The organism is Actinomadura sp. NPDC049753 (assembly GCF_040674655.1).
Taxonomy (GTDB): domain Bacteria; phylum Actinomycetota; class Actinomycetes; order Streptosporangiales; family Streptosporangiaceae; genus Spirillospora; species Spirillospora verrucosospora.
Window position 1 is genome coordinate 1 of record NZ_JBFARL010000120.1, and the last position, 25,380, is coordinate 25,380.

The 25,380-nt window shown below is 72.8% G+C and carries 24 protein-coding genes and 1 tRNA gene; 10 read left to right on the plus strand and 15 right to left on the minus strand.

What is annotated here, in order from left to right; translation table 11 throughout:
- From AB0K37_RS26610 to AB0K37_RS26620, 3 genes are all read left to right on the plus strand, one after another.
- Positions 1-180: twin-arginine translocase TatA/TatE family subunit (locus tag AB0K37_RS26610; protein ID WP_363985592.1), on the plus strand; the 180-nt coding region annotated here is incomplete at its 5' end.
- Between the two features lie 52 nt (positions 181-232).
- Positions 233-1,453 carry an acetyl-CoA C-acetyltransferase gene (locus tag AB0K37_RS26615; RefSeq protein ID WP_363985594.1) on the plus strand — a complete coding sequence of 407 codons (1,221 nt, stop codon included), beginning with the start codon at positions 233-235 and terminating at the stop codon, positions 1,451-1,453.
- A 227-nt stretch (positions 1,454-1,680) separates the two neighbouring features.
- On the plus strand, positions 1,681-1,908 hold the full coding sequence (locus AB0K37_RS26620) for a DUF4287 domain-containing protein (protein ID WP_179843986.1): 228 nt from the start codon (positions 1,681-1,683) through the stop codon (positions 1,906-1,908).
- A gap of 172 nt (positions 1,909-2,080) precedes the next feature.
- Here the strand turns inward: AB0K37_RS26620 and AB0K37_RS26625 are convergent, their stop codons facing one another.
- The 3 genes from AB0K37_RS26625 to AB0K37_RS26635 form a co-directional block, all read right to left on the minus strand.
- Entirely contained in the window at positions 2,081-2,872 is a 792-nt protein-coding gene (locus AB0K37_RS26625) for a Bax inhibitor-1/YccA family protein (protein ID WP_363985596.1), read from the minus strand.
- A gap of 367 nt (positions 2,873-3,239) precedes the next feature.
- Positions 3,240-3,312 (minus strand) — tRNA-Leu (locus tag AB0K37_RS26630).
- Between the two features lie 113 nt (positions 3,313-3,425).
- Positions 3,426-4,775, minus strand: a complete 1,350-nt coding sequence (locus AB0K37_RS26635) for an NAD(P)/FAD-dependent oxidoreductase (RefSeq protein WP_363985598.1) — start codon at positions 4,773-4,775, stop codon at positions 3,426-3,428.
- Between the two features lie 274 nt (positions 4,776-5,049).
- Here AB0K37_RS26635 and AB0K37_RS26640 point away from each other — a divergent pair, with 274 nt between their 5' ends.
- Positions 5,050-5,265, plus strand: coding sequence for a hypothetical protein (locus AB0K37_RS26640; protein WP_363985600.1), 216 nt, complete (start codon positions 5,050-5,052; stop codon positions 5,263-5,265).
- Here the strand turns inward: AB0K37_RS26640 and AB0K37_RS26645 are convergent.
- A complete protein-coding gene (locus tag AB0K37_RS26645) occupies positions 5,262-6,083 on the minus strand; it encodes a uracil-DNA glycosylase (RefSeq protein WP_363985602.1) in 822 nt (273 codons plus the stop codon). The two genes, AB0K37_RS26640 and AB0K37_RS26645, sit on opposite strands and share 4 nt — an antisense overlap.
- Positions 6,084-6,223: 140 nt before the next feature.
- Here AB0K37_RS26645 and AB0K37_RS26650 point away from each other — a divergent pair, with 140 nt between their 5' ends.
- Positions 6,224-7,000, plus strand: coding sequence for a DUF2510 domain-containing protein (locus tag AB0K37_RS26650; protein ID WP_363985604.1), 777 nt, complete (start codon positions 6,224-6,226; stop codon positions 6,998-7,000).
- 248 nt (positions 7,001-7,248) lie between these two features.
- On the opposite strand, the gene AB0K37_RS26655 is transcribed toward AB0K37_RS26650, so the two are convergent.
- The 4 genes from AB0K37_RS26655 to eno all read right to left on the minus strand — a co-directional run bounded on the left by AB0K37_RS26655 (position 7,249) and on the right by eno (position 10,632).
- Positions 7,249-8,202, minus strand: a complete 954-nt coding sequence (locus tag AB0K37_RS26655) for a Ppx/GppA phosphatase family protein (RefSeq protein ID WP_363985606.1) — start codon at positions 8,200-8,202, stop codon at positions 7,249-7,251.
- The gene (locus tag AB0K37_RS26660; protein ID WP_363985608.1) at positions 8,199-8,753 is read right to left on the minus strand and encodes a DUF501 domain-containing protein; all 555 of its coding nucleotides are present in this window, start codon (positions 8,751-8,753) and stop codon (positions 8,199-8,201) included. Before AB0K37_RS26660 ends, AB0K37_RS26655 begins: the two co-directional genes overlap by 4 nt.
- A gap of 51 nt (positions 8,754-8,804) precedes the next feature.
- Complete coding sequence (locus AB0K37_RS26665) at positions 8,805-9,269, minus strand: septum formation initiator family protein (protein WP_363985610.1); 465 nt, start codon at positions 9,267-9,269, stop codon at positions 8,805-8,807.
- Positions 9,270-9,348: 79 nt separating this feature from the next.
- Positions 9,349-10,632, minus strand: a complete 1,284-nt coding sequence (eno, locus tag AB0K37_RS26670; RefSeq protein WP_363985630.1) for a phosphopyruvate hydratase — start codon at positions 10,630-10,632, stop codon at positions 9,349-9,351.
- 235 nt (positions 10,633-10,867) lie between these two features.
- On the opposite strand from eno, the gene AB0K37_RS26675 reads away from it, so the two are divergent.
- From AB0K37_RS26675 to AB0K37_RS26690, 4 genes are all read left to right on the plus strand, one after another.
- The gene (locus tag AB0K37_RS26675; protein ID WP_363985612.1) at positions 10,868-11,911 is read left to right on the plus strand and encodes an ABC transporter substrate-binding protein; all 1,044 of its coding nucleotides are present in this window, start codon (positions 10,868-10,870) and stop codon (positions 11,909-11,911) included.
- On the plus strand, positions 11,908-12,684 hold the full coding sequence (locus tag AB0K37_RS26680) for an ABC transporter ATP-binding protein (RefSeq protein ID WP_363985614.1): 777 nt from the start codon (positions 11,908-11,910) through the stop codon (positions 12,682-12,684). The genes AB0K37_RS26675 and AB0K37_RS26680 overlap by 4 nt, the downstream gene beginning before the upstream one ends.
- The gene (locus AB0K37_RS26685; RefSeq protein ID WP_363985616.1) at positions 12,674-13,549 is read left to right on the plus strand and encodes an ABC transporter permease subunit; all 876 of its coding nucleotides are present in this window, start codon (positions 12,674-12,676) and stop codon (positions 13,547-13,549) included. Before AB0K37_RS26680 ends, AB0K37_RS26685 begins: the two co-directional genes overlap by 11 nt.
- Positions 13,550-13,619: 70 nt before the next feature.
- Positions 13,620-15,056, plus strand: a complete 1,437-nt coding sequence (locus AB0K37_RS26690) for an ATP-binding protein (RefSeq protein WP_363985618.1) — start codon at positions 13,620-13,622, stop codon at positions 15,054-15,056.
- A gap of 35 nt (positions 15,057-15,091) precedes the next feature.
- Here AB0K37_RS26690 and AB0K37_RS26695 read toward each other — a convergent pair whose 3' ends face one another.
- From AB0K37_RS26695 to mfd, 7 genes are all read right to left on the minus strand, one after another.
- On the minus strand, positions 15,092-15,448 hold the full coding sequence (locus AB0K37_RS26695) for a tetratricopeptide repeat protein (protein WP_345176865.1): 357 nt from the start codon (positions 15,446-15,448) through the stop codon (positions 15,092-15,094).
- Between the two features lie 56 nt (positions 15,449-15,504).
- A complete protein-coding gene (locus AB0K37_RS26700) occupies positions 15,505-15,723 on the minus strand; it encodes a hypothetical protein (protein ID WP_345176863.1) in 219 nt (72 codons plus the stop codon).
- A gap of 60 nt (positions 15,724-15,783) precedes the next feature.
- Complete coding sequence (locus AB0K37_RS26705) at positions 15,784-16,728, minus strand: NADP-dependent oxidoreductase (RefSeq protein ID WP_363985620.1); 945 nt, start codon at positions 16,726-16,728, stop codon at positions 15,784-15,786.
- A gap of 134 nt (positions 16,729-16,862) precedes the next feature.
- A complete protein-coding gene (locus tag AB0K37_RS26710; RefSeq protein WP_363985622.1) occupies positions 16,863-19,316 on the minus strand; it encodes a transglycosylase domain-containing protein in 2,454 nt (817 codons plus the stop codon).
- A gap of 70 nt (positions 19,317-19,386) precedes the next feature.
- Positions 19,387-20,367, minus strand: coding sequence for a MazG family protein (locus AB0K37_RS26715; protein ID WP_363985624.1), 981 nt, complete (start codon positions 20,365-20,367; stop codon positions 19,387-19,389).
- Between the two features lie 5 nt (positions 20,368-20,372).
- Entirely contained in the window at positions 20,373-21,029 is a 657-nt protein-coding gene (locus AB0K37_RS26720) for a hypothetical protein (protein WP_345176853.1), read from the minus strand.
- Positions 21,030-21,068: 39 nt separating this feature from the next.
- Positions 21,069-24,644: a transcription-repair coupling factor gene (gene mfd / locus AB0K37_RS26725; protein ID WP_363985626.1), complete on the minus strand. Its 3,576-nt coding sequence runs from the start codon at positions 24,642-24,644 to the stop codon at positions 21,069-21,071.
- Between the two features lie 256 nt (positions 24,645-24,900).
- Between mfd and AB0K37_RS26730 the strand changes: the two genes are divergently transcribed.
- The coding region (locus AB0K37_RS26730; RefSeq protein WP_363985628.1) for a class I SAM-dependent methyltransferase at positions 24,901-25,380 on the plus strand (480 nt) is incomplete at its 3' end.

Below are 25,380 nucleotides of genomic sequence, written 5' to 3' on the forward strand. Positions count from 1 at the left end.
GAGATGGCGGTGCTCGTCGTCCTCGCCCTGGTCATCTTCGGCGACAAGCTGCCGCAGGTCGCCGGGCAGGCCGGCCGGATGCTGCGGCAGTTCCGTGAACGAGGTAAGCCCACACTTATTGGACGCTCCGTCCACCAGGCCCGGGGGGCGGCGTGTACGCCGCGGGGGGCCAGCGGCTAGATTGCTGGTGACCGGTGAGTAACACCGTTGGCGCTGAGAAGGAGACCCGCACATGCCCGAGGCAGTCATCGTCGCAACCGCGCGCTCGCCGATCGGGCGCGCCTTCAAGGGGTCGCTCAAGGACATCCGGCCCGACGACCTCACCGCCCAGATGGTCACCGCCGCGATGGCGAAGGTCCCGCAGCTGGACCCGAGCCAGATCGACGACCTGCTGCTCGGCTGCGGCCTGCCCGGCGGCGAGCAGGGCTACAACATGGGCCGCGTGGTGTCGGTCCTGCTGGGCTGGGACAACGTGCCCGGCGCCACCATCACCCGGTACTGCTCGTCCTCGCTCCAGACGACGCGGATGGCGCTGCACGCGATCCGCGCCGGTGAGGCCGACGTCATCGTCTCGGCGGGCGTCGAGACCGTCAGCCGGTTCGCCAAGGGCAGCAGCGACGGCCTGCCCGACACGCAGAACCCGCTGTTCGCCGACGCCCAGGGCCGCACCGCCAAGGCCGGCGAGGGCGGCGCCCCCGTGTGGCACGACCCGCGCGAGGACGGCGCGCTGCCCGACATCTACATCGCGATGGGCCAGACCGCCGAGAACGTGGCGGCCCTGCGCGGCGTGTCCCGCCAGGCGCAGGACGAGTTCGGCGTCCGCTCGCAGAACCTCGCCGAGAAGGCTCTCGCCAACGGGTTCTGGGAGAAGGACATCACCCCCGTGACGCTGCCGGACGGCTCCGTCGTGGCCAAGGACGACGGCCCCCGCCCCGGCACCACCTACGAGAAGGTGTCGCAGCTCCAGCCCGTCTTCCGCCCGGACGGGACGGTCACCGCCGGCAACTGCTGCCCGCTGAACGACGGCGCCGCCGCGGTCGTGGTCATGAGCGACACCAAGGCCGCCGAGCTCGGCATCACCCCGCTGGCCCGCATCGTGTCGACCGGCGTCACCGGCCTGTCCCCCGAGATCATGGGGCTCGGCCCGGTGGAGGCGTCCCGCAGGGCCCTGGCCAAGGCCGGGATGACGATCGACGACATCGACCTCGTCGAGATCAACGAGGCGTTCGCGGCGCAGGTGCTGCCGTCCGCCGAGGAGCTCGGCATCGACCTCGACAAGCTGAACGTCAACGGCGGCGCGATCGCGGTCGGTCACCCCTTCGGCATGACCGGCGCCCGGATCACCTCCACGCTCCTCAACGGCCTCAGGTTCCACGACAAGCAGTTCGGTCTGGAGACGATGTGCGTGGGCGGCGGCCAGGGCATGGCCATGGTCCTGGAGCGCCTCTCCTAGAGGTAAGACCGGCCTTACCTGGGGAAACGAAACCCTGACCCCGGCACGGTGGCCCGCACGGAACCGCCCTCAGGCGGCTCCATGCGGGCCACCTGCGCGTTTCCGGGGATCATCCCCGTTACGGATGATCTACGTAACGTAATAGATAGGTCCCCGTTAGGGGGTTGTCACATGCGGAGAGGTGTTGCAGAGTCGGCAGGAAGAGCCCCGCGACCTGGAGGTGCCAATTGTCACTGAACCACTCGCCGGAGACCCACAGCAAGCTGATAGCCCGCATCCCGCAAGTCACCGGACGTGATATCCCCGAGTGGTTCACCACGATCGAGAACGGGCCCTCGTTCACGCGCTGCGAGGAACGCAGCACCTGGCTGGCCGAGGAGCACAACCTCTCCCACGGCTACGCCGCGGCCCTGGTCCGCGAGCACGAGCGCACGCGCCGCGCCCGCCACTACTGAGCACGCGCCTCCCCCGGGAGGGCGCGCCGATCGAACTTCACACCGAACGTTGCGGGATCCCGCCAGAGGATGACCCCGCCGTCGTGCCGCTGCGCGCCACGACCTTGGCGCAGAGATCCCGCACAGATCAGCCCCACGCCGCCCGGCGCGGGGCTGATCGACGCGTGGGCCGCTAGTCGCGCCCGGAGAAGTAGCTGAGCAGCCGCAGGATCTCCAGGTAGATCCACACCAGGCTCAGCACCAGCCCGAACGCGCAGTACCAGGCGAACTTCTCGGGCGCGCCCGTCCGGACCCCGGTCTCGACCGCGTCGAAGTCGAGCAGCAGGAAGAAGCAGCCGACGAGGATCGCGGCGACGCTGAAGACGTAGGCGAGCGGGTTGCCGGGGTCGCGGATCCCGATGCCGTGGTCGCCGCCGAACAGGTGCACCACCCAGTTGACGAGCATCAGTCCGATCAGCGCGAGCGCGGCGGCCATGACGAACCGGGCGAACTTGGGCGTGACCCGGACGATGCGCAGCGCGTAGACGGCGAGGGTGGCGCCGAACGCCAGCGCCGTCCCGACCACCGCCTGGAAGACGACCCCGTGGTAGATGTCGTTGTAGGAGTGGCTGATGAGCCCGACGACGACGCCGTAGACGGCGGCGAACGCCAGTACCGTCGCCGCGTTCGCCTTGCGGCCGAACGCGATGAACGCCCAGATGCCGATCTCGGCGATGAGCGCCACGACCAGGACGGGCGGAGCGAGCGAGGTCGGCACCAGCGCCCAGGCCAAAGCCGCCGTGACCACCAGGGTCACGAACGTCAGGAACCCGCGGACGACGACGGCGTCCATGGTCATCGTCCTGGTGGCGGCCGGCGCGTACCCGGGCGCGGCGTACGCGGCTCCTCCGTAGGGCTGCCCGCCGTACCCACCGGCCCGCGGCTCGAAGGCGTTCCCCCGGAACGCGGGGTTTCTACTCTCCATCACATCTCCACTTCGGCTGACACGCCCCCGTGTAAGCCGCATTCCCCCTACTTGATCAGCCCGAAACCCCCCCGGCCCAGAACCGCACCGATCCCGCCCCCACCAAGCGAAGCCGAAGCCGAGCGCCCATTGCGAAGGCGAAGCCGAGCATGGGCCAGACGAACGCCGACCCCAACCCCCAGTAGAAAGCGATGGCGAAGCCGAGCCCACGCGAGGGCGAAGCCCGAGCATCGGGGGTTCCAGGGGGTCGCCCCCCTGGGCAAACACTGCGAGCCCGGCGAAGCCGACGGGAGATCGGCGAGCACGGTCCGCCGCCGCGAGCCCCGGCGAAGCCGATAGAGGATCGGCGAGCAGGGTTCGGCGCACGTGCCCCTGGTCGGACTCGAACCGACACACTGGCTCTTTTAGGGAGCCCGCCTCTGCCGTTGGGCTACAGGGGCGGCGTCATCATATCGAGTCAGTGGTCGTCGCGGCCGTCTCCAGGGGCCGTGATTGTGGAGCTCTGGCGGCCGGGTCCGGCCAGTGGAACGGTCCGGCCGGTCAAGGCGGGTTGTCAGATGTCGCGCTGGCGGCCGGCGGCGAGCTCGAACTCCTGGCGGGGCCATTCGAGTTCCCCGAGCGAGACGATCTCGCGGCGGAAGAACGCGGAGAGCGTCCAGTCCATGGTGATGCGGAACTTGCGGTTGACGGTCGGCATGCGCGACAGGTGGTAGGTGCGGTGCATGAACCACGCGGGCAGGCCGCGCAGTTTGAGCCCGTAGACGTTGGCGACGCCCTTGTGGAGGCCGAGGCCGGCGACCGAGCCGACGTAGGCGTGCACGTACGGTTTGCGGGGCTTGCCGCGCAGGTCCGCCACGATGTTGTCGGCCAGGCGCTTGGCCTGCCGGACGGCGTGCTGGGCGTTGGGGGCGGTGAAGTCGCCGGTGTCGGTGAGGTCGGGGACGGCGGCGTTGTCGCCGGCGGCGTAGACGCCGTCGAGCCCTTCGACGGTGAGTTCGGCGGTGGTCTTGATGCGGCTCTTGTCGTCCAGGGGGAGGTCGCTCTCCTTGACGACGGGGTGGGGTTTCACGCCGGCCGTCCAGACGAGGGTGCCGGCCTCGAACTCCTCGCCGTCGCTCAGCACGATGCGCCGCTTCTCGGCGGACTTGAGGAGCGTGTTCATCTTGACCTCGATGCCGCGGCGGCGCAGGGCCTCGGCGGTCCAGCGGCCCATCTCGGGGCCCACTTCGGGGAGGATGCGGTCGGTGGCCTCGACCATCATCCAGCGCATCTCCTTCTCGTCGATCGTCGGGTACCACTTGCAGGCGTCGCGGGCCATGTCCTCCAGTTCGGCCATGGCCTCGACGCCCGCGAACCCGGCGCCGACGAACACGAACGTGAGGGCGCGTTTGCGGACGGCCTCGTTGTCCGGGTTGGACGCGGCGATGTCGAGCTGGTGCAGGACGTGGTTGCGCAGGAAGATCGCTTCTTCGACGGTCTTGAAGCCGATCCCGCACTCGGCGAGGCCCGGGATGGGCAGGGTCCGCGAGATGGAGCCGAGGCTGACGACGAGCATGTCGTAGTCGATGTCCCGCTCCGGCACGCCGGAGGTGTGCGCTCCGGCGGGCCGGATGGTGAGCCGTCTGGAGGCGTTGTCGATCCGCGTCACGAATCCGTTGACGATGCGGCAGCGGTTCAGGACCTTGCGCAGCGGCGCGACGACGTGGCGGGGCTCCAGGTTCCCCGCGGCGGCCTCGGGCAGGAACGGCTGGTAGGTCATGTAGGACTGCGGGTCGATGACGGTGACGGCGACCTCGCCGCGGCGCAGTTCGCCGCGCAGCCTCTTCTGCAGGCGCAGGGCCGTGTACATGCCGACGTATCCGCCGCCGACGATCACGATCTGTTTCGTGCGCTGAATTGGCATATCCGGAGCGGTACCCGGTTCTGCCGCTGCCTCACGTCTTGCGGGGAGGTGTGAACTTCCTCGGCCCGCCCGACATCTCATTCGATGTACCACCAGAAGGGAGACCGCGAGGTCAGGGCCCGACGGGGGCGCCAAGCGGTCGCGGGCGGCGGACCGGTGCAGGGGCCGGTCCGCCGCACCACGGCCGCTTGGCCACGGCCCTGCCTCGCGGTCTTTCGGCGCGGCCGGGGAGAGCGCCACCAGGGTCTTCCGCGAGGGGACGGCGCGAACGATCGTGATTCCCGGTGGCGGCCGCGCCTACGAGCGGCTGCACTGGGCGGCGATCCCCGCCGACGACGAGGCGGGCGGGACCTGCGAGCCCGCCGCGACCGCCCTGAGGATGATCCCGCCGAACCAGACCGAGCCGTTGAGCGCGCTGTGGAAGTACGGGCCGGTCTGCCGGCACGGCGAGATCCGGCTGACGGCCCTCACCACCACCCCTCCGGCCTAGTGGAAGTCGCGGGCGCGTACGAACACCGCGTCCAGCATGTCTTCGGTGACGCGGCCGGTGAAGGTGTTCTGCTGGCTCGGGTGATAGCACCCCAGGAGCAGGACGGGGTCGCGCCGGGACGCCGACGGCGGTGGAGCCAGCTCGACCTCGGCGCCGTGGCCGAACTTCGGCCGGGGGCGCGGCACCGCGTACCCGGCCTGCTTCAGCGCGGGCCACACGCCCTGCCAGGCGAAACCGCCGAGGCACACGACGCAGCGGACGCTCGGGGCGACCTGCTCGACCTCGCGCGCGAGCCACGGCAGGCAGGTCGTCCGCTCCAGGGGCGTCGGCTTGTTGTCGGGCGGGGCGCACCGGACGGTCGCCGCCATCCGCGCGCCGATCAGCCGCTGCCCGTCGCCCGCGTGGACGCTGGTCGGCCGGGTCGCCAGCCCGACCCGGTGCAGGGACGCGAACAGCCAGTCGCCCGAGCGGTCGCCGGTGAAGATGCGGCCGGTGCGGTTGCCGCCGTGCGCGGCGGGGGCCAGGCCGACGATCAGGATGCGCGGCCGCTCGTCGCCCCATCCGGCGACGGGGCGGCCCCAGTACCGCTCGTCCGCGAACGCCCGGCGGCGCTGGACGGCGACCTTCTCCCGCCACTCCACGAGCCGGTCGCAAGCCCGGCACACCGACTGGCGGGCGCACAGCTCGTGCAGGTCCGGCGCCCCGGCGGCCAGCTCGACGACGTCGCCGGCGCCGTGCGCGACGGGGGTCGCGGGGGCGGCGGGATCTTCCGGCCACCCTGACCCGGGCGGCACGAACGGAGGGTTGGCGGGAGGCATACCACCGATCGTCCCACGCCACGGCCGGTGGCCGGGTTCCGCCCATGGCCGGTGGGAGGCGGGTCCGGTCGGTACGATGCGTTCGCCGGTCGGGGAGGCGGGTGTCTCGGCACGCGCGCTGTGCGAAGCGGGAGGCAGGAGTGTCGCAACCGGGCTGGTACCCCGACCCCTACGGCACGGGCAGCCTGCGCTGGTGGGACGGGAAGAGCTGGACCGAGCGGCTGAACCCCGAGACCGACCGCCCGCCCCGGCTCCCGCGCCGCGAGCAGCGGCGGGACACCGCGTCCGCGGGCGGGGAGCACCACACCGCCCCGCACGCGCCGACCTGGGACAGCGCCCCGTCCGTCCCCTCCCTGGACGTGAACGTGCGCGGCCTGCACCTGCACGCCGACCACCAGGGCGTCGCCCACGGGAACGCCTCGCTCGCCTGGCCGCGCGTGGAGTGGGTGGCGTACTGGGCGGCGGAGCGCCCGGCGGTCCCCGGCCACGCCCCCGGCACGCAGTGGATCTTCCAGGCGGGGCGGTACCCGTTCCGCGGCGGCCCCCGCGTGGAGGTGGTGATCGAACCGGGTGCGCTGCCCGGCCGCGCGGCGGGGCCGGGCGGCGAGCCGGAGCGGGTCTGGGGGCGGTTGATCCAGCTCTGCCAGGAGCACGCGGAGCCGCGGCTCGTCGAGGAGCTGGCCGGCCGCGTCCGCGCGGGCGAGTCGGTCGACGTGGCGCAGGGGCTGACCGTCCATCCGGGCGGCGTGCGCGGCGACCGGGTGTCGCTGAGCTGGTCGTCGATCTCCACCGCGACCGTCGACCGGGGCCGGGTCTGGATCCAGCAGGCCGGCGGCACCGCGCCGATCCTCTACGTCCCGCAGCAGAACCCGAACGCGGTGCTGATCCCCGCGCTGCTGGCGCGGCTCAGGTACTGAGGCCGAGCCCGTCTCGGGTCACGCCCAATGCCCGCAGCAGCCGACACCCATCCTTGCCAGCCGAGGACTCAGAACCTGTCTCGAAGTGGCCGCGGCCACGCACGCGAACGCGTGACCTGGCCGGTGGAGCGAAGCCGAAGGCGAGCGGACCCGGGCAGATCGCGAAGCGATGCCGCGTTCGCCCAGGCCAGGTCACGCAGCGAGCCGCCAGGCGAGCGAAGTGGGCCGGGACTCGATCAACACAGCGGTCAGACCAGCGACCAGGCGATGCCGTCGAGGATGTCGTGCTCGCTGACGACGACGGCCCCGAACCCGTACTCACGCATGATCCGGTCGAGGATGAGCGCGCCCGCCCCGATCACGTCGACGCGGCCGGGGTGCATGACGCCGAACTCGGCGCGCTCGGCGCGGGTGGCGTGCAGCAGCCGCCGCGTCACCTCGTGCACCTGCCCGGCGGTGATCCGCGCCAGGTGGATGCGGTCCGCCTCGTAGCGCGGCAGGTCGAGCGCGATCCCGGCGACCGTGGTGACGGACCCGGCGAGCCCCACGAGGGTGCGCGCCTCGTCCACCGGGACGGTCTCGCGGACGGCGGCGAGCGCGGTGTCGATGTCGGCGGCGGCGTTGGAGATCTGCTCGGGCGAGGGCGGGTCGTCCTTGAGGTGCCGCTCGGTCATCCGCACGCAGCCGATGTCGATGGAGCGGGCCGCGTCCGCCGAGGAGCTGCCGAGCACGATCTCGGTGGACCCGCCGCCGATGTCGACGACCAGGTAGGGGCGGGCGGGGCGCAGCTTCGCCAGCTCGCGGGTGGCGCCGGTGAACGACAGCGCGGCCTCCTCGTCCCCGCTGATCACCTCGGGGACGACGCCGAAGATGTCGACGACGCCGCTGACGAAGTCGGCCCGGTTGGCGGCGTCGCGGGTCGCGCTGGTCGCCACCACCCGGGTCTTGACCGGCCCGTGCCCGTCGCCGTGCCGCTCGATCAGCTCGGCGTACCCGCGCATCGCGGTGAAGGTGCGCTCCAGCGCGGCGGGCGACAGCCGCCCGGTCTGGTCGACCCCCTCCCCCAGCCGGACGATCTCCATCCGGCGCTCGACGTCGGTCAGCGTGGCGCCGGCCTCGCCGTCGCCGCCTCCGGCCTCGATGTCGGCGATCAGCAGGCGGACCGAGTTGGTCCCGCAGTCGATGGCCGCGACGCGCGTCACCGCGCCTCCCCGGGTTCAGGTTCCGATTCGACAGGTTCGACGGTCTCTACAGGTTCGATCTGAACACAGGGCCCCGAGCGCCACCAGTCGGGCAGCGCGTCCAGGGCCTCGCGGCCGAACGGGTTGACGCCCGGCACCGCCAGCTCGTGCGCGACGAGGGCGTGCAGGCACTTGACGCGCTCCGGCATTCCGCCGGCGCTCTGCATGCCCTCGGGAAGCGGTTCGACGCCGTCCTCGCGGGCGGCCTCGTCGCGGCGGCGCAGGTAGTCCTCGTGGGCGGCGGCGTACTTCGCCGCCAGGGACGGGTCGTCGACGAGCCTGGCCTGCATGTCGCGCATGACGCCGCTGCCCTCCAGCGTCCCGATGGCCGAGGCCGCCTTCGGGCACGTCAGGTAGAACAGCGTGGGGAAGGGCGTCCCGTCCGGAAGCCGCGGCGCCGTCTCGATCACGGCGGGCAGCCCGCACGGGCAGCGTCCCGCCACGCGGCGGACGCCGCGCGGCTCGCGTCCGAGCTGGGCCGCGACCGCGGCCGTGTCACGTGCATCGATCATGTATCCACCCGCGGATCCGGGGATCCGTTCTCCTCCGCGCCTCAAGGAACGTCAGCGGGGCCTGTCGGCGGCCTCCACCGACCGCCACAGCGTCTCGTACCAGGGCGGTCTGGTCTCCGTTCCGCCCCGGCGGGACTGCTGCCCGTCGCCTTCGCCGCCGTCCAGGACGATGTAGCACTTCACGTCAGGACGACAGTAATGGAGCCGCCGCGTCGCCTCACGCTCAATGTACGACTTGTCGCCCAGCTGTTGCTTGCGCTGGGCGAGGATCTCGACCTGGCGGCGGGACATCGCCTCCTGGCGGCGCAGGTCGGCGATCTCCTTGCGCTGGGCGATGTACTCCCGGACAGGGTAGGCGAGGCTCAGCGCGATCGCGCACATCACCACCGCGAGGATCGCGGCGCGGCTCGTCAGCGCCGGATTGGAACGGCGGGCCCGGCCGCCCCGCGCCCCGCGCCCGCCCGACCCGCGGTCGGCGTCGCCGCGGCCGGTCTCGTGGTCGTCGCCCTGCGCCATCGTGTCCCCTGCCTGTGGCTCGGCTGCCGGAAACCGGTGCCCGGCGGGACGGGGACGCCGCCCCGCCGGGTCGCGCGGCTCAGCCCTGCGCGTCGAAGCGCGGGAACGCGGCGGCGCCGGCGTAGCGCGCGGCGTCGTCCAGCAGCTCCTCGATGCGCAGCAGCTGGTTGTACTTGGCGACCCGGTCGCTGCGGGCGGGGGCGCCGGTCTTGATCTGGCCGCAGTTGGTCGCGACGGCGAGGTCGGCGATCGTGGTGTCCTCGGTCTCGCCGGAGCGGTGGCTCATCATGCAGCGGTAGCCGCTGGTCTGCGCGAGCGAGACGGCGTCGAGGGTCTCGCTGAGCGTGCCGATCTGGTTGACCTTGACCAGCAGCGCGTTGGCGGCGCCGGACTTGATGCCGCGCCCGAGCCGCTCGGGGTTGGTGACGAACAGGTCGTCGCCGACGAGCTGGACGCGGTCGCCCACGGCGGCGGTGAGGCCCTCCCAGCCGGCCCAGTCCTCCTCGTCGAGCGGGTCCTCGATGGAGACGAGCGGGTAGTTGCCGAGCAGCTCGCCGTAATAGGCGGCCATGTCGTCGGCGGACCGCTTGGTGCCCTCGAACGCGTACTGGCCGTCGGCGTGGAACTCGGTGGCGGCGACGTCCAGCGCGAGGGCGATGTCGCGGCCGGGGGTGAAGCCGGCCTTGCGGATCGCCTCCAGGATGAGGTCGAGGGCGTCCCGGTTGCTCGGCAGCTCGGGGGCGAAGCCGCCCTCGTCGCCGAGGCCGGTGTTCAGGCCCTTGGACTTCAGCACCGACTTCAGCGCGTGGTAGGTCTCGGCGCCCCAGCGCACCGCCTCGGCGAAGGTGGCGGCGCCGATCGGCGCGATCATGAACTCCTGGATGTCGACGTTGGTGTCGGCGTGCGCGCCGCCGTTCAGGATGTTCATCATCGGGACGGGCAGCAGGTGCGCGTTCGGGCCGCCCACGTAGCGGAACAGCGGCAGGCCGGCGGAGTCGGCGGCGGCCTTGGCGACGGCGAGGCTGACGCCGAGGATGGCGTTGGCGCCGAGCGCGGACTTGGCGGGGGTCCCGTCGAGGTCGATCAGCAGCTGGTCGATCAGGCGCTGGTCGGAGGCGGGGTAGCCGACGAGCTTCTCGTCGATGGTCTCGTTGACGGCCTTGACGGCCTTCCGGACGCCCTTGCCGCCGTAGCGCTCGCCTCCGTCGCGCAGCTCGACCGCCTCGAACTGGCCGGTGGAGGCGCCGCTCGGGACCGCCGCGTGCGCCTCGGTCCCATCGGCGAGCAGCACCTCGACCTCGACGGTCGGGTTGCCGCGGGAGTCAAGGATCTCCCGGGCGAGTACGGCCTCGATCGACGACACGGGGAACCCCCTGATGGTGCGGATGGTCGGTGCGGTCACCGAGCCTATCCGCGCGGCCCCGCCGCCGCCCAACCGCCTCGCCGTTGCCCGCCGGGACACGTACATAAGGGACGGCGGTCACGAAACCGCTCCACCTCGGCGACCGCATCGCGCCAGGAAGACGACTTGACGCGGAGAACGCCCGCCTTATCTACTAAGCAGGTCAAACAGACTTGATTGATAGGGAAACATCACAATGCATCGTGGACTCCGCGGGCGCGTCGCCGCCGTGGCACTGACCGTTCTCGTCGCAGCGGGCACGCTCGGCGCCTGCGGCGGCGATGAGGAGTCCGGCGGGGACGCGGCCCCGCTCCGGCTCGGCTACTTCCCGAACATCACCCACGCGACCGCCCTGGTCGGCGTCGAGAAGGGCATCTTCGCCAAGCACCTCGGCGCCGCGCCGAAGACCGCGACGTTCAACGCCGGCCCGGCCGCCGTCGAGGCGCTGTTCTCCGGCGCGATCGACGCGACGTTCGTCGGGCCGAACCCGTCCATCAACGCCTGGTCCAAGTCGCACGGCAAGGCCGTCCACATCATCTCCGGCGCGGCCTCGGGCGGCGTCTCGCTGGTGGTCAAGCCCGGGATCAAGGGCGTCCAGGACCTGCGCGGCAAGAAGATCGCGACCCCGCAGCTCGGCAACACGCAGGACGTCGCGCTGCGGTACTGGCTGAAGAAGAACGGCCTCACCGCGAACAAGGACGGCAGCGGGGACGTCAAGGTCGTCCCGCAGGAGAACGCCCAGACGCTGCAGACGTTCGCGCAGGGCGACATCGACGGCGCCTGGGTTCCCGAGCCCTACGCCTCGCGGCTGATCCTGGAGAACAAGGGCGAGAGGCTGCTCGACGAGAAGTCGCTGTGGCCCGGCGGCAAGTTCGTCATCACCAACCTGCTCGTCAGCCAGGAGTACGAGAAGAAGCACCCGGAGCAGGTCAAGAAGCTGCTCCAGGGCGTCGTCGAGGCCACCGACTACATCAACCAGAGCAAGGCGGACGCCGAGAAGGTCACCAACGACGCCCTCGCCAAGCTGAGCGGCAAGCCCCTGAAGCAGGACGTGCTGACCGCGGCCTTCAAGGAGATCGACTTCACCACGGACCCGGTCGCGTCCTCGCTGGTCGCGGGCGCGGCGCACGCCGAGGAGATCGGCCTGCTGGAGAAGACCGACCTGGCCGGCATCTACAACCTGGCCCCGCTCAACGACGTGCTCAAGGCGGGCGGGAAGGCACAGGTCAGCGACCGATGACCGCGGACACGGCGGTCCGCCTCAGCGAGGTCTCCAAGGCGTTCGGGACCGGCGGATCCGCGCTCCTCGCACTCGACAGGGTCTCCCTCGACGTGGCCCCCGGCGAGTTCGTGTGCCTGGTCGGCGCGTCCGGCTGCGGCAAGAGCACGCTGCTCAACCTGGTCGCCGACCTCGACCGCCCGAGCGCCGGGACGATCGACAAGGACGGCGCGCGGGTCGCGCTGATGTTCCAGGAGCCCGCCCTGTTCCCGTGGCTGACGGTGACCGGCAACCTCGAACTCGCCCTGAAGACGCGCGGCGTCCCCCGGGGCGAGCGGCGGAGCCGGGCGGGCCGGCTGCTCGACTCGGTGCACCTCGGCGGGTTCGCGGGCAGGCGCCCGCACCAGCTGTCGGGCGGCATGCGGCAGCGGGTCGCGCTGGCCCGCGCCCTCGCCCTCACCGAGGACGACGCCGGCGAGGGGCAGGGGACCGTCCTGCTGATGGACGAGCCGTTCGGCGCGCTCGACGCGATGACCCGCGACCTGCTGCACGACGAGATCGAGCGGATCTGGCGGGAGCGCGCCCTGACCGTGCTGTTCGTCACCCACAACGTCAGGGAGGCGGTGCGGCTCGGGGACCGGGTGGTGCTGCTCAGCAGCCGGCCCGGCCGGGTCGTGGAGGAGTTCCCCGTCCCGATGGAGCGGCCGCGGCGGATCGACTCCCCCGAGGTCGCCTCCCTGGCCGGGACCATCACCGACCGGCTGCGCGAGGAGGTCGTCCGGCATGGCGCATGACACGGTGAAGGGCGAGAGGCGGCTCGACCGCGAGCTGGCGGGCCTGGACGCGCTGGAGCTCGGCGGCACGGCGCGTGCCCGGCTCCTCCAGCGGGCGTGGTCGGCGGTGTGGCCGATCGTCGCGGCCGTGCTGATCGCGCTCGCGGCGTGGCAGCTGGTCGTGTGGAGCGGCTGGAAGGAGCCGTGGGTGCTCCCCGGCCCCCGGGACACGCTCCCGGTGTTCTGGGACCAGCTCACCTCGGGGCGGTTCTGGGACGCCGTCGCCCTGACGATGCGGCGTGCGGTCGTCGGGTTCGCCTTCGCCGTGGCCGTGGGCGTCGTGGTCGGCGCGCTGGTGGCCCGGTTCCGGGTGCTGCGCCGGGCGTTCGGGTCGCTGATCACCGGTCTGCAGACGATGCCGTCGATCGCCTGGTTCCCGCTCGCCATCCTGCTGTTCCGGCTCAGCGAGAGCGCGATCCTGTTCGTGGTGATCCTCGGCGCGGCCCCGTCGATCGCCAACGGGCTGATCGCGGGCGTCGACTACACGCCGCCGATCCTGCTGCGCGCGGGGAAGGTGATGGGGCTGCGGGGCCTCGCGCTGTACCGGCATCTGATCATGCCGGCCTCGCTTCCCTCGTTCGTGGCGGGGCTGAAGCAGGGCTGGGCGTTCGCGTGGCGCAGCCTGATGGCGGGCGAGCTGCTGGTCGTCATCGGCGACACGACCTCGCTCGGTGTGCTGCTGTCGCAGGCCAGGGAGCTGAACAACACCGCCGACATGATCTCCTACATGCTGATGATCCTGGTCCTCGGCATCGTGATCGACCAGCTGTTCGGCCTGGTGGACGGGGCGATCCGGCGCCGCTGGGGCGTCGACGAGGGGCGCTGACAATCTTTTACCCGCCGACCTGGATGGGGTCCGCCCTGTCCAGGTAGGAACTCCCCGGTACTGACATGACGTGCAGCGCACCAGGGAGGTCGTCATAGGCGTCCGGCTCCGCCGGCCGTCCCCGAGCGGCTGGATCTGGCGAGCCGCGCTGCGCCACCCGGAGATCCGGTTCCGAGTGACGGTGGCGGCCTCGCTGATCGCCTTCGTGCTGTCGTCGGCGCTGAGCGCGGTGCTGCTGACCCAGCTCAAGCAGGACGCCGACCAGGACCTCGTGCGGGCGCTGGCGCGCGACAACCGGCGGACGGCGACGGCGATCGAGACCGGGCAGCTGACTCTGGACATCTCCCCCACCACCGACAGCCTCCAGCAGGTGGTGGACCAGCAGGGCCATGTGGTCGCGGCCACCCCGCGGATGCGGGGCCGCCCCGCGCTCCGGTTCCCGCCGCCGCCGCCGTTCGAGGAGCGCCGGGTGGGCCGCGTCTGCGGAATCGACGCGCCGGGCGGCCCCTGCTTCGTGATCGTCGAGCGCCGGGTGGGACTCGGACCGGACGCGCTGTTCATCAACTCGCTCGCCCCCGTGCCGGGGCCGCTGCCGCGTCCGGTGACAGGGGTGCTGATACTGCTGGGCATCCCTTTCATCACCCTGCTCGCCGGCTACGGGACGTGGCTGTCGGTGAGCCGGGCGCTGCTCCCGGTCGAGGGGATCCGCCGCGAGCTGGACGAGATCACCGCCACGGACCTGGAGCGCCGCGTCCCGGAGCCGCACCGCCGCGACGAGGTGGGGCGGCTCGCCGAGAGCGTGAACGCCACCCTGAACCGCCTGGAGGAGGCCGTCGCGCGGCAGCGCGCGTTCGTCACCGACGTGTCGCACGAACTGCGCAGCCCCCTCACCGCGCTGCGCATGGAGCTGGAACTGGCGCTGTCGGCCCCCGAGGACACCGACATCCCCGCCGCGCTGCGCGCCATCCTGGTCAACACCGAGCGGCTGTCGGCGGTGGTGGACGACCTGCTCGCGCTCGCCCGGCTCGACGCCGACCGCACCGCCTCCCCCATGGAGCGGGTGGACCTGACCGAGATCACCGACCAGGAGGTGCTGCGCCGCCCCCGCCGCGTCCAGGTGACGGTGCTGGCGGAGGGCCCCGTGACGGTGCGGGGCGGGCGCAGCGACCTGGCACGGCTGCTGACCAACCTCATCGACAACGCGGACCGGCACGCCGCCAACGAGGTGACGGTGATCCTGCGCACGGAGAAGCCCGCCACCGCCGTGGTCGAGGTGATCGACGACGGCACGGGCGTCCCGCCGGAGGACCGCGAGCGGGTGTTCGAGCGGTTCGCGCGCCTGGCCGAGGGCCGGCACCGCGACGCCGGCGGCACCGGCCTCGGCCTGGCGATCTCCCGCGACATCGCCGAGGCGCACGGCGGGTCGCTGATCCTCACCGACCGCATCGACGGCGTCCCCGGCGCCCGCTTCGTCCTGCGCCTCCCCCGCGACGACCTCCCGGGGTAGCCGTCCCCGCGGGACGGCCACTCCAGGGCGGGACGTCAGGCCAGGTCGGCGGCGGTCACGGAGACCTCGATCTCCGCGGTGGGCTCGACGCCCATGGCGCGGGCGAGCTTGCGGAAGGCGCGGGCCTCGTCCGGGCGGCTCCGCCGCTCCAGGGTGCGGGCCAGGGCCTCGTACGCCCAGCCGTTGCCCGGGTCGAGCTCGACCAGGCGGCGGAGCGTCTCCTCGGCGCGGCCGAGCTGGGCGCTGTGGAAGTAGGCGCGGCCGAGCAGCTCGACCGCGGCGCGGTTGCCCGGGTCGCCGTCGACGATCGGGGCCAGCATGCGCGCCGCGCCCGCGTAGTCCCGGGCGTCGAAGAACAACGTCGCGCGCTCGAACTCCTCGTAGGTGGTCATGCCTGCGGAACCGGGGACGGCCGGGCTTTGTTCCCGGCCCGGCCGCCCCCGGGCGCTCAGGTCATCCCGAGATCGGCGCGAAGCCGCTCGCGCTCGGCCTCCAGCAGGTCGATCTGCCCCTGCAGCTCCTCACGCTGGGCGAGGTACTGACCGGAGTCCACCATGTCCGTGGGGTCGCCGGACGGCGCGGGAAGGTCCGCGCGCAGCCGCTTCAGGGATTCCTCGATGTCGCGGAGCCTCGCGCGCCGGTCGTCCTCGGTCTCACTCTGGTTCATGTGCCTCCTCCTCCGGCTCTGCATGCCCGCACCGGAGCCGTCCTCACCTCGGCGGGGCCGTCAGATGCGCAGGACGGTCTTGCCGCGCGCGCCGCCCAGCCGGTTGTCGGCCAGGGCGTCGGCCGCCCGCTCCAGCGGGACCTCCCGCTCGACCCGGACGCGCAGCGCGCCCGCGTCGATGAGGTCGGAGAGGCGGTCCAGCAGCTCGGCGGAAGGCTGCGTCTGGAAGTTGACGCCGCGCAGCCCCTTCGCCTCAAGGGAGTCGGGGTTCACCGACCAGGTGGTGGAGATGTAGGTCCCGCCGGGACGCAGCAGCTGCGCGAGGTGCTCGGCCGACCGGGTGTCGCCGGCGGTGTCGAGGATGGCGTCGATCCCGCCGGTGTGGACGGCGAGCACCTGCCGGTTGAGGTCGCCCGCGGAGTGGTCGACCGTCTCGTCCGCGCCGAGGCGGCGCATCGTGCCCGCCATGTCGTCGCGCGCGGTCGCGATGACCTTGGCGCCGGCGCGGGAGGCGAGCTGCACCGCGCCCTGGCCGACGCCGCCGGTCGCTCCCACCACGAGGACGGTCTGGCCGGTGTCGATCCGCGCCTGGTCGACCATGGCGAGCGCGGTCGCGCTCGCGGTCGGCACCGCCGCCGCCTGCGTGTAGATCATCCCTTGCGGCATCCGCGCGACCGGGCCGTCCTCGCGGACGAGGGCGTACTCGGCGTAGCTGCCGAGCCCGCGCTCCACCATGGCGAAGGCCCCGTAGACCTGCTCGCCGTGCCGCAGCCGGGTCACGCCCTCGCCGGCCTCCTCCACGACGCCCGCGCCGTCCCGGCCGAGGATCAGCGGGAACGGCACGTCGACGGAGTCCTTGAGCATGCCTTCGGCGATCTTCCAGTCCAGCGGGTTCAGTCCGGCGGCGATCACCCGCACCAGGATCTCGCCGGGCCCCGGCTCCGGGCGCGGCAGGTCCATGAGCGCCGGCGTGGCGCCGTACTCCGACACGGCGATGGCTCGCATGACGATCGTCCCCCGAAATGGATCAGCGCGGGCGTCGCGTCCCGCTGTCGATCTTCCCGTGTCGATCTACCCCGCGACCGGACGATCACACGTCGGCGCAGGTCACACGGGCGCAGGTCACACGGGGGCGCGGGTCACGCGGGGGCCTGCCGGGGCGGTCCGCCGGGTTCCGGGGCGGGCGTGGCGGGCGGGAGCGTGGGGCGGCCGCCTCCCCCGCGCCCGCCGCCGGGCCTGCGCCCGGCGCCCTTGCTGACGTGCAGCGTGATGGTGTCGCCCGGCTCGGCCGACGCGGGCGACATGCCGGCGACGGTGCCCTTCGGGAACCGGCGGGAGGCCACCGGCGCGCCGATCCGGGCCCTGAACCCGGCGGCGCGGAGCCTGGCGGCGGCCTCGCCCGGCTTCATGCCGCGCACGTCCGGCACCCTGGCCCGGTCCTCACCCGAGCCCCTGCTGAAGTAGCGCGACGGCGGCCGGTGGAACGAGCCGGGATCGGTGTGCGACAGCGCCCCGAGCATGCTCTGCCGCCAGATCGGCGCCGGGATCGTCGCCCCGAACACCGACCCGTAGCACCGGCCGTCCATGCACAGGTTCTCCATCGGGTGCCTGTAGCCGCCGCGCGGGTCGCCGACCCACACGGCCGCGGCCAGGTCCGGGGTGTACCCGGCGAACCAGGCGGCGGAGAAGTTGTCGACGGTCCCGGTCTTGCCCGCGGCGTCGCGCCCGAGGCCCATGCCGCGCGCGGTGCCCTTGGTCAGGACGCCGCGCAGGACGTAGTTGACGGCGTCCGCGACGCCCTCGTCCATCGCCCGCTCGCAGTGGCGCCCCGGCACCTTCAGCCTGCGGCCGGAAGCGGCGCGGATCTCGCGGATCGCGATCGGCTCGCAGTACCGGCCGCGGGCCCCGAACGCCGCGTAGGCCGCCGCGAGCCGCAGCGGGGAGACGGGGTTGAAGCCCAGCGTGAACGAGGGGTACTGCTCCAGCGGCTTGCCGTTCGCCTGCTTCATCCCGAGCCGTTCGGCCATCTTCACGGTGTCGCAGAGGCCGACCTTCTTCTCCAGGGCGAGGAAGAACGTGTTGACCGAGTGGTGCGTCCCGGTGACGAGGCTGAACTGCTTGCCGCCCTCGCCGTCGGCGGAGTTGCGCAGGGACGCGGACGGGTCGCCGACGCGGTCCCCGTCGCAGTTGCGGTAGCCGACGGGCGTGTAGGCGCGCGGCGCCATCATCCGGGTCCCGAACGGCATGCCCTCGTCCAGCGCCGCGGCCAGTGTGAACGCCTTGAACGTGGACCCGGCCTGCATGCCGATGCTGGAACCGTGGCTGGCGTCGGCGGCGAAGTTGATCCACGTCTTGCCGCGGTCCCGGTCGGGGCCGAGCTCGCGGTCCACGGCCATCGCCTTGATCTCGCCGGTGCCCGGCTGCACCATCGCCTCGGCGGCGGCCTTGTGCGCGGAGTTCTTCGGCGGGACGTGCCGGTCGACGGCGCGCTGCGCGGCCTTCTGGGCGCGCCGGTCCAGGGTGGTGCGGATCGTCAGCCCGCCGCGCTTGAGCAGCTTCTCCCGGTCCTCGGCCGTCTTGCCGAACACGGGGTCGGTGAGGATCTCGCGCTGGACGTAGTCGCAGAAGAACGGGGCGTCGCTGGTGACGCAGCCGCTCCGCACGTTGTCGACGTCCAGCCTGACGGGCGCCCGCCTGGCCGCGGCCGCCTTGGCCGGGTCGAGCCAGCCGAGCTCGGCCATCCGGGTCAGCACGGTGTCGCGGCGCTCCCGCGCCGCGCCGGGATGGCGGATCGGGTCGTAGGCGTAGGGGTAGCGGACGACGCCGGCGAGCAGCGCCGCCTCGGGCAGCGTCAGCTCGGACGCGTGCTTGGAGAAGTAGTGCCGCGACGCCGCCTCGACGCCGTAGGCGCCGTCGCCGTAGTAGGCGATGTTGAGGTAGCGGCGCAGGATCTCGTCCTTGGTGAACCGCTTCTCCAGCGCCACCGCGTACTTCAGCTCGCGGATCTTGCGGGCGGCCGAGACCTCCCGGGCCTCCTGCCGCTCGGCGTCGGTGTCGGCCTGGGTGAGCAGCAGGTTCTTCACGTACTGCTGGGTGATGCCGGAGCCGCCCTGCGTCACCTGGCCGCTGCTGAGGTTGCTGGCGAGCGCCCGCAGGGTGCCCTGCGCGTCGATGGCGCCGTGCTCGTAGAAGCGGCTGTCCTCGATCGCCAGCACCGCCTGGCGCAGCACCGGGGCGATCTTGTTGAACGGGACGTCGACGCGGTTCTGGTAGAAGAACGTGGCGAGGGTGGAGCCGTCCGCGGCGAGGATCTTCGAGCGCTGCGGGACTCCGGAGGTCGTCAGCCCGTCCGGCTCGGCCTCGAACCAGCCGGCGGCGTCGCGGGCGCCGACGCCCGCCGTGCACGCGGTGGGCAGCAGCATGAGCGCGACGAGCAGGCCTGCCAGGCCGCCGAAGGCGCCGAGCCCGCGCACGGCGCGGGCCTTCTCGGCGCGGGTCGTCGACGGGGTCAGCAGGCGGCGCGGGCGGCGGCGCCGCGCCGCGGGGGCTCCCGGCCCGGGATCCCCTGCGTCACTTCCGGCCTCGGTCGGCACGCGCTCAGAGTAGACGCGCCTTCCCGAGCGGACCACCCCATCGGCGAGGTTCCGCCCGTTATCCTCCGAATCAGGCGTCGCGCCGCTCGCGCCGCTCCCAGGCCCGGACACGGTCCCGGAATACCCGGGAAACGGCGCGCAACTCCGACTCCGCGTCCACGCCCCGCTCACCCGCCTCCCGGACCAGCGCGAACAGCCGTCCGCCCAGCTCGGCCCCGGCCTCCTCCGCCAGCCCCTCGGCGAGGGCGGGCGGGGCGTCCATGCGCCCGGCGCGGCGCTGCAGCTGCGCCGCCAGCGACAGCGCGGGCTGGCCCATCGGCACGCCGTCGAGCGCCGAGGCCTCCGCGCCGCTCTTCTCCGCGCGCTCGGCCGCCTTGATCTGCTCCCAGTTGGCGTTGACCTCGTCGGCGCCGGAGACGGTGACGTCCCCGAACACGTGCGGGTGCCGCCGGACGAGCTTGTCGACGATCGCGCCCGCCACGTCGTCGATCGTGAACGCGGTCCCGTCGTCGCGCTCGGCGGCCACCACCGAGTGGAACGCCACCTGCATCAGCACGTCGCCCAGCTCCTCGCGGAGCGCGCCGTAGTCGCCGGCCTCGACGGTGTCGAGGACCTCGTAGGCCTCCTCCAGCAGGTACGGGACGAGGGTCGTGTGCGTCTGCTTGCGGTCCCACGGGCACTCGCGGCGCAGCGTGTCCATCACCGACACCAGGTCGAGCAGCCGCGCGCCCGGCAGGTCGTAGGAGCCGTGCAGCACCTCGACGTCCAGCGGGTCGTCGACGACCAGGGCCCCGATCCCGCGCATCAGCGCCTCGTCGCCCTCGGGCGCGGCCACCCACAGCACGTCCGCGCGCCGTGCGTCGGCCACCAGGAGCGCCGGGTCGGGCTCCTCCACGAGGTCCGGGACGACACCGGCGTCGAGGAGCGCGGGCAGCAGCGGGTGCCCGTCCCGGAGGCGGACGGCGTCGGCCGACCGGAGCGCGTCCCAGGCCCGCCAGGTCAGCAGGCCCGGCGCGACCCGGTGCGTGGTCGCCAGCAGGGTGAGGCTCATGGGCCTCAGATACCCGAATCGGGGCTGGACAGCCGGTAGACGATCGGGGCGACCTCGAACTTGGCGGGGTCGTAGTGCCCGTAGCGCGGGTTGACCTTGATGTGCATGCCGGCGGCGGTGCGCTGGAACAGCTCGTTCCACTGCCGGCCGGCCTGCTCGGTCGCCGGGTTCAGCCGGTTGTTCAGGTCGGCGCCGAACCGCTGCATGACCGCCAGCTGCGTCGCCACCAGCCGGGCGAGGTCGCGGGAGTGCGCGCGGGGCAGCCCGCTCGCCAGCGTGATCGACTGGGCCCCGCCCTGGCGGTCCAGGGCCTGGAGCGCGCCGTCGACCTGCCCGCCGGTCACCTCGACGCCCGCACGCCGCGCCACCCGGTCGGCGACCCTGAAGTTGATCAGCAGGGTGAGCGCGCCCTGCAGGTCGGACTCGGAGTCGCCCGCGACCTGCGGCGCCGGGTTGGCGGGGTTCGCGCGCAGCTCGTTGGCCGCCGGGTCGGAGCGGAACTGCTCGCGCCAGTCGCGGACGGTCTGGCTGAGGGTGCTGACGGTGATGCGGTCGTCGCCGACGAGTGCGGCGGTGCCGACCTTCGGGGAGCCGCCGCAGCCGGCCAGCGCGGCGGCCGCCAGCACGGCCGCCACCGCCGCCTTCACGGACTTACCAGGCACGGATTCCTCGTCTCGTCGCTCGATCGGGGCGGCGCCAGCCTAGCGCCGCGCCGCGGACTCCAGGAACAGGGCGTCCACCAGGTCGGTCGCCCACTTCAGCAGCTCCTGGTCGCGCAGCGGGCGGCCGCCGAGCTGCGCGGTCTTCGGCGCGGGCACGAGCAGGGTGTCGGTAGCCGGCTTCAGGATGCTCTTGGGGTACAGCCGCTGCAGCCTGACCTGCTTGGAGTCGGGCAGGTGCACGGGCGTGAACTTGACGAAAGTGCCCTGGAGCGTGACGTCGCTCAGCCCCGCCCTGCGGGCCTTGGCCCGGAACCGGGCGACCTCCAGCAGGTTCAGCACCGGGACGGGCAGCGGGCCGAACCGGTCCTTCAGCTCGTCGTGCACCGCGCCGATCTCGTCCTCGGAGGTGATCGCGGCGATCCGCCGGTAGGCGTCCAGCCGGAGCCGCTCGCCCGGCACATACTCGTGCGGCAGGTGCGCGTCGACGGGCAGCTCGACCTTGGTCTCGACGGCCTCCGGCTCGCCGCCGCCCTCCTTCAGCTCCCGCACCGCCTCGCCGACCATCCGGACGTACAGGTCGAACCCGACGCCCGCGACGTGCCCCGACTGCTCGGCGCCCAGGATGTTGCCCGCGCCGCGGATCTCCAGGTCCTTCATCGCGACGTACATGCCGGCGCCGACCTCGGTGTGCTGCGCCAGCGTCGCGAGCCGCTCGTGCGCGGTCTCGGTGAGCGGCTGCTCCGGCTGGTAGAGGAAGTAGGAGTAGGCCCGCTCCCGGCCGCGCCCGACGCGGCCGCGCAGCTGGTGGAGCTGCGACAGCCCGTACATGTCGGCGCGGTCGACGATGAGGGTGTTGGCGTTCGGCACGTCCAGCCCGGACTCCACGATCGTGGTCGCGACCAGGACGTCGTAGTTCTTCTCCCAGAAGTCGACCATGACCTTTTCGAGCTCGTTCTCGTTCATCTGGCCGTGCGCGACCGCGATCCGCGCCTCCGGGACGAGCCGCGCCAGGGTCGCCGCGACCTTGTTGATGGACCGGACGCGGTTGTGCACGAAGAACACCTGGCCCTCGCGCAGCAGCTCGCGCCGGATCGCCGCGGCGATCTGCTTCTCCTCGTAGGGGCCGACGAACGTCAGGACGGGGTGGCGCTCCTCCGGCGGGGTGAGGATCGTCGACATCTCCCGGATGCCGGTCAGGCCCATCTCCAGCGTCCGCGGGATCGGCGTCGCCGACATGGCGAGCACGTCCACCTGCGTCCGCAGCCGCTTCAGCTCCTCCTTGTGCTCGACGCCGAACCGCTGCTCCTCATCGATGATCACCAGGCCGAGGTGCTTGAAGCGGGTCTGCGACGACAGGATCCGGTGCGTGCCGACCACGACGTCCACCGAGCCCTCCGACAGCCCGCTCAGCGTCTCCCCGATCTCCTTGTCGGACTGGAACCGGCTGATCGGCTTCACCACCACGGGGAACGCCGCGAACCGCTCGGCGAACGTCGACAGGTGCTGCTGCACCAGCAGCGTCGTCGGCACGAGCACCGCGACCTGCCGCCCGTCCTGGACGGCCTTGAACGCCGCCCGCACGGCGATCTCGGTCTTGCCGTAGCCGACGTCGCCGCAGATCAGCCGGTCCATCGGGACGGCCCGCTCCATGTCGCCCTTCACCTCGTCGATGGCGGCGAGCTGGTCGGGCGTCTCGTTGTAGGGGAAGGCGTCCTCCAGCTCCCGCTGCCACGGGGTGTCGGGCGCGAAGGCGTGGCCGGGGCTCGCCATCCGGGCCGAGTAGAGCCGGATCAGCTCCCCGGCGATCTGCTTGACCGCCTTGCGGGCGCGGGACTTGGCCTTCTGCCAGTCGGCGCCGCCGAGCCGGTGCAGGCTGGGCGCCTCGCCGCCGACGTAGCGGGTGAGCTCCTCCAGCTGGTCGGTCGGGACGAACAGCCGGTCGCTCTTGGCGTACTCCAGGATCAGGTACTCGCGCGTGGCGCCCTGGACCGTGCGGCTGACCATCTCCACGTACCGCCCGACGCCGTGCTGCTCGTGCACCACGTAGTCGCCCGGCTTGAGCTGGAGGGGGTCGATGCCGCCGCGCCGCCGCGACGGCATGCGCCGCGCGTCGCGCGTGGACGACTTCTGCCCCGACAGGTCGGTCTCGGTCAGCACCGCGAGCTTGACCGACTCCCAGGTGAACCCGTTCTCCAGCAGCCCGGTCGTGACGGTGACCACCGACGGGTCGGGCGCGCCGGCCACGTCGGCGAGCCGCGCGCCGACGCCCTCCTCCCGGGCGAGCTGGGCGAGCCGCTCGGCCGGTCCGTGCCCGGCGGTGACCAGCACGACGCGCCAGCCGCCGTCCGTCCAGCCCTTGAGGTCGCCGACGACGCGGGAGGTGTCGCCCCGGTACGCCTCCGCGGGCTGCACCCCGAGGCTCAGCGACTCCGCGGCGCCGGGGGTTTCGCCGTCCGGGAGCTCGCCGTCCGCGCCGCCCGCCGCGAGCGGGCTCAGCGCCGTCACGCTCCACCGCGGCAGCCCCAGCTCCGCGCTGTGCGCGCGGACCTCCTCCAGCGAGCGGAACGCCGCGGCGCCGAGGTCGATCGGCGCCTCTCCCCCGGCGGCGGCGTTGACCCAGCTCGCCTCCAGGAACTCCTGGCTCGTGCGGACCATCTCGACCGACCGGGTGCGGATCCGCTCCGGCTCGCAGACCAGCAGCGCCGACCCGTCCGGCAGCAGGTCGGTCAGCAGCTCCATGCTCTCGGCGAGGACGGGCGAGAACGCCTCCATGCCCTCGACGGTGTCGCCGTCGGCGATCCGGTCGAGGATCTCCTCCAGGGCCGGGTGCTCCCGCGCGAGCAGCCTCGCGCGCTCGCGCACCTTCTCCGTCAGCGGCAGCTCGCGGCAGGGGGGCGCCCACAGCCCGCCCTGCGCGACCTCCAGGGACCGCTGGTCCGCCGCCTTGAAGTAGCGGATCTCCTCGACGGTGTCGCCCCAGAACTCCACCCGCAGCGGGTGCTCCTCGGTCGGCGGGAACACGTCGAGGATCCCGCCGCGCACCGCGATCTCGCCGCGCTTCTCCACCAGGTCGACGCGGTGGTACCCGGCCTCCACCAGGCGCCGGACCGTGTCGTCCATGTCGGCGTCCTCGCCGGAGGCGAGCCGCACCGGCTCCAGGTCGGCGAGCCCGGACACGATCGGCTGCAGCACCGCGCGGACCGGCGTCACCACGACGTCCAGCGCGCCGCCCTTCGCCGAGACGTCCCCGGCGGGCGGGCCGCCCGCACCCGGGTGGACGAGGCGGCGCAGCACCGCCAGCCGCTGCCCGACCGTGTCCGAGCGCGGCGACAGCTTCTCGTGCGGCAGCGTCTCCCACGCCGGGAAGTGCGCGACGCGCTCGGGGGCGAGCAGGCTCGACAGGGCGGCGGTCAGGTCCTCGGCCTCGCGGCCGGTCGCGGTCACCGCGAGCACGACGCCCTCGCCGTCCGCGCGCAGGCGGCGGCTCAGCGCGGCGGCCAGGATCGGCCACAGCGCGGCGGGTGCGACGATCTCCCGGTCCGTGCGCGGCCGCGTGAGCGCGCTCCGCAGACCGGGGTCGGTGCACGCAAGGTCAACAAGTCCAGAAAGCGTCATTATTAGCCCGATATTCGCCCACAAATGGCCAATCACCCCGAGACAGGGCAGGCCGAAAAACCGGAATCCAGCCGGACCCGGTACCGCGTACAAGCGTACGCGCCCCGCGCGGCGCTCGTTCAGGCGGCGCCGAAGGCTCCCGACCGGGGCCACGGCTCGCCGTCCGCACCCTGACCGGCGAGGACGGCGACACGGCCGTCGCCAAGAAAAAGCAAATAGCGGACGGAGCGCAGCCAAGCGATTACGCTGCGAGATTGTGACCGATCTGCGTACGTCGCCGGTCAACGGCGGCGATCTCTTCTCAGAACGCGCCCGCCAGTACGCCCTAGAGAAGCCCCTGCAGCGGATCCAGGTCCTCGAAGCGGGCTGCGGCTGGGGGACGGGGCTGGACCTCGGCGACCGCGAGCGCGAGGTCACGGGGGTCGACCTGGAGTCCCCTGAGCTGCGCGCCTACACCTGCGAGCGGCCCGACCTCGACGCCTGGCACCTCGGCGACCTGCGCACCGTCCCGCTGCCGCCGCGCGCCTTCGACATCGTCCACGCCTCGTACCTGATCGAGCGCGTCCCGCACGCCGAGCTGGTGCTCGACCGGTTCGTCGCCGCGCTGAAGCCCGGCGGGCTGCTGCTGGTGCACCTGCGCGACCGCGACACCGCGTTCGGGTTCCTGGACCGCACGCTCCCGCGCTGGCTGCGCGCGTCCGGCCGGCGCCGCGTCCGGCCGGGGCGCGCCCCGGCC